The organism is Flavobacteriales bacterium (assembly GCA_019694795.1).
Taxonomy (GTDB): Bacteria; Bacteroidota; Bacteroidia; order Flavobacteriales_D; family UBA2798; genus UBA2798.
In genome coordinates, this window is the sequence record JAIBBF010000110.1 from 1 (window position 1) to 4190 (window position 4190).

The window sequence follows — 4190 nt, forward strand, 5'->3', positions numbered from 1 at the left end:
ATACATAAAATTCTTATGTATTTTTGTTGTATACATAGAAATCTTATGTATATTTGTTCTATGTATTCATCAGAACTCATTAAAGGGACTTTAAAAACGATCGTTTTAAAGTTATTGGCCGGAAACGAAAAAATGTACGGTTATGAAATCACCGCCCGGGTGAAGGAACTTACCGGAGATCGTATTCAGATCACCGAAGGTGCACTTTACCCTACCCTTCATGCCTTGGAGGAAGAAGGCTCAGTGATTACAGAAACTGTTTACATCGGTAAGCGCGTTCGAAAATATTATTCCCTTACTCCGTCGGGCCGGACGAAAGTAGAGGAAAAAATAAGCGAATTCGCCGAATTCATGGAAACCATGAAATTCCTACTCGATATCCAACCACGCACCGGAAATGTATAGTTTAAACGATGCTCAAATAGAAAAAATCCTCAACGACCTAAGGATCCATGGCGTTGAAACGGAGGACCTGCAGTTAAACCTCCTGGATCATATTTGCTGTATCGTTGAACAGGAATACAAAGAACAAAGTGATTTCAATTCATTTTGCCAGGAAATTTATCCCCGATTTTACAAAAGGGGATTCCGGGAAATAGAAGAAGAAACACAGTTACTTCTAACCTTTAAACACTATTATGCCATGAAAAAATTCATGATCATATCCGGCATGCTTTCCGCTTTGTCGATCATAACCGGATCCATATTAAAATTCTTGCACCTGCCCTTTGCAGGGATCTTACTTGTTTTGGGAATGGGCTTTTTTACACTACTGTTCCTTCCAATAATGTTTACCCTTAAATTCAGAGAAAGCAAACACCTACGCGAAAAAAGCGTGCTCATGATGGCGATTCCTATGTGTATGCTAATCGTTACTTCCGTGCTTTTCAAAATTATGCACTGGCCGGGAGCGAATGTAATGATGCAGTCTTCATTATTGTTTACCATTTTTGTTTTCATTCCGATTTATCTGTTTACAGGACTAAGAAATCCGGATACCCGAACCAATACGCTTACTACTTCTATCTTGCTGATTGCAGGTTCCGGACTCTTTTTATCGCTGGCAACGGTGATGAAAAGTCAATCGACCATCGAAGGCGAAAAGCGTAAGATTGGCCGGCTGGAATTCAGTATTCAGCAACAGGCTGCCTATAACCAGGATTTTCTTCAGAATATACAATCGGATACCCTCATCCATTGGCAAAAAAATGAAATCGAATTCCTGAATTCCACTATGAATACGTTTCAATATCTGGAAACAGAAAAGAAGGAATTATTACAGCAAGGAGGGGTGCAAACACCGGAAGAGGAAACTTCGAAATCGGTCACCTACTTCAGAAATAAATCCGGAAAAATTGAACAGGAGCTCAACAATTATCAATTGAATTCAAAAGCCTTCTTAAGCGAAAAACAAATTCCGGATTTTGAGGTGGATTTACATTTAAGTCCGGGTGGTAGTTTGCTGGACGCTTACATCAAACTTTGCGATCTACAGCGCGATTTACTCGACAACTTTAATCTGGTCCTCCACAAGAATTAATGCACAAAAGCGTCCGGCCACATTACCGGACGCTTTTTTCCCTTCTTTTTCCTATATTGGCCATCCTAAATTCGAAGATTTAAACGATGGCAAACACAAAAGCTGGGGCTAAACACCCTAAAGGATTGTATGTATTGTTTTTCACAGAAATGTGGGAACGATTCGGGTATTACCTCATGCTGGGGATCTTTTCGCTGTATATGTTGGATAGTGCTGCCAATGGTGGTATGGGATTCAGCAAGGCAACGAAATCGGATATTTACGGTACCTATCTTGGTCTCGTTTACCTCACCCCTTTTATTGGCGGATTATTGGCCGACCGCTTTTTAGGCTATAGAAGATCAGTAGTAATCGGGGGCTTGTTAATGGCCGCCGGATATTTCGGATTGGGAATGAATAATGATCCGACAACCCTTTATATTTCTTTATTGCTGATTATCGTTGGGAACGGATTTTTTAAACCCAATATATCCACACTGGTAGGGAACCTGTATAACGACGATCGTTACCGTGAAAACAAAGATGCCGGTTACAATATTTTCTACATGGGTATTAACGTTGGTTCATTCATCTGTAATTTCGTTGCTGCCTATTTCCGCATCAATTTCGGTTGGGGCTGGGCCTTCTGGGCAGCTGGATTCGGAATGATTTTAGGTTTAATTATTTTCATTCTCTGGAGCAAGCATCTGAAAGAAGCTGATGTTTTAAAACCTGTTCAAAAAGAAGACCAATCCATCGCCTCCATTTTAAAAACGGTATTCCTTCCACTTTTGGTGATGGGTGTTATCGGATGGTTTATCCCAGGAAATTTATTGGGATCAGATGCGAATGATGCTTTTATTTTCGGTTGTATTCCGGTCATCGTGTTTTATGTCATGCTCTGGAAAAGAGCGAGTGAAGATGATAAAAAACCAATTGCTGCTCTACTTACCGTTTTTGCTTGCGTAGTAGTTTTCTGGGCCGTATTTCACCAGAATGGTGATGCGCTTACCGTATGGGCCGAAGAACATACCGACCGTGAAGTTCCCAAACCGGTAGAAGGTGTTTTTAATACCTTAAAAATCGATCAAACAGTGGTGAATGATCCTGCATTATTCGCTATTCATGATACGGTATTTGCAAAAACGAATAAACGCAGAGAGGCAGATATAGAGAAATTAATTAAGGCTAACGATAAAACGGAATACAAAAAAATTCAGGATTCCATGCAGGTTGAAACTGCATCACGAATGTATTTTAAAAATCTACCGGAAAATCGTCAACCCGCCGAAGGAAAATCACTGAAATTAATTTCTACCGAAATATATCAATCCATTAATCCATTTTGGGTGATTGTACTTACCCCCCTTGTAGTAGGATTCTTTGGCTTATTACGCCGACGTAAAATGGAACCTTCAACGCCTGCTAAAATTGCGTATGGATTATTGATTACCGGTGTTTCTGCACTGGTGATGGTGATGGCGGTTAATTCCGTAAATATTCACGATGATAAAGCTTCTTCCTGGTGGCTGGTCGCATCATATGGGGTCATTACGATTGGTGAATTATTCCTTTCACCTATGGGACTATCCCTCGTATCAAAACTTTCACCTTCGCGCTTAACAGCTCTGATGATGGGAGGTTGGTTCTTGTCAACCTCCGTTGGAAATAAGCTGTCCGGAATGTTAGGTGGATTATGGGAAGGAATTGACAATAAAGCCTACTACTTCCTCATTAATTTTGCGCTATGCGTGGTGGCCTTCCTGCTCTTGTTCTCTCAGCTTAAATGGCTTAGAAAAACGATGCAGGACAAAAACATTTTTTAATATTAACCACTCTTAATAAAAAAATCCCGGCATTATGTCGGGATTTTCTATTTTTAAGGCTTCACTAATTATTCTACAAATGGCACATCCAACCAGCTTAGAGGAAATTCAAGATTTTAAAGGTAAATACCCGAAACAATTGTGGTATTTATTCCTGATTGAAATGTGGGAGCGTTTTACATTTTACGGTATGCGTGCTTTATTGGCGCTATATATTTCACATCTCATCCTTTCTGCAGATTACCACCAGGCCGATAAAGTCACCATGGCCGAAAAAATTGAGAAATACGAAGAAGAACATAAAGGAGAAAAAATTACTCCAGAACATCCCCAATATTACATTATCACCTCCGAGCAAAAATATGCCGGTGAAGCAGAGGCTATTTCAAATAAACGATACGGTATCATCAATGCCTTTATTTACATGATGGCATTTATTGGCGGCTTATTTGCCGATAAATTATTCGGCTTTAGGAAATCCATATTCTGGGGCGGAATATTAATGGCCTCCGGAACTTTTCTAATGGCCTTTCCGGGAAGTTTTAACTTCTATCTGGGGGTATGTATACTCATTGTGGGTACCGGATTTTTTAAACCGAATATCTCTACCATGGTAGGTATGCTTTATAAAGATGGCGATCCGCGCCGAGATGCCGGATTTTCGTTGTTCTATTCGGGAATTAATACCGGAGCATTTTTAAGCGGATTAACCATTGCTTATATCGGTACGGCTTATAGCTGGTCATTAGGATTTAGTTTGGCGGGTATTTGTATGCTGTTGGGATTAACCCTGTTTATGTTTACGCAGAAATCATTGGGACCAATCGGATTAACGCCTAAACCGG

The 4190-nt window shown here is 40.2% G+C and carries 4 protein-coding genes; all 4 read left to right on the forward strand.

Features of this window, described 5'->3' with window-relative positions:
• The first annotated feature begins 60 nt into the window (after positions 1–60).
• Positions 61–405 (forward strand): PadR family transcriptional regulator, encoded by a 345-nt coding sequence (locus tag K1X56_14905; GenBank protein ID MBX7096008.1) that lies wholly within the window; start codon positions 61–63, stop codon positions 403–405.
• A complete protein-coding gene (locus K1X56_14910; GenBank protein ID MBX7096009.1) occupies positions 398–1540 on the forward strand; it encodes a hypothetical protein in 1143 nt (380 codons plus the stop codon). Before K1X56_14905 ends, K1X56_14910 begins: the two co-directional genes overlap by 8 nt.
• A gap of 86 nt (positions 1541–1626) precedes the next feature.
• Positions 1627–3345, forward strand: a complete 1719-nt coding sequence (locus tag K1X56_14915) for a peptide MFS transporter (GenBank protein ID MBX7096010.1) — start codon at positions 1627–1629, stop codon at positions 3343–3345.
• A 34-nt stretch (positions 3346–3379) separates the two neighbouring features.
• A partial coding sequence (locus K1X56_14920; GenBank protein MBX7096011.1) for an MFS transporter occupies positions 3380–4190 on the forward strand: 811 nt, incomplete at its 3' end.

Excerpts from the sequence above, each read along its gene's own strand:
- K1X56_14905 (MBX7096008.1), top strand. The coding sequence starts at position 61 with ATGTATTCATCAGAACTCATTAAAGGGACTTTAAAAACGATCGTTTTA.
- K1X56_14910 (MBX7096009.1), top strand. The coding sequence starts at position 398 with ATGTATAGTTTAAACGATGCTCAAATAGAAAAAATCCTCAACGACCTA.
- K1X56_14915 (MBX7096010.1), top strand. The coding sequence starts at position 1,627 with ATGGCAAACACAAAAGCTGGGGCTAAACACCCTAAAGGATTGTATGTA.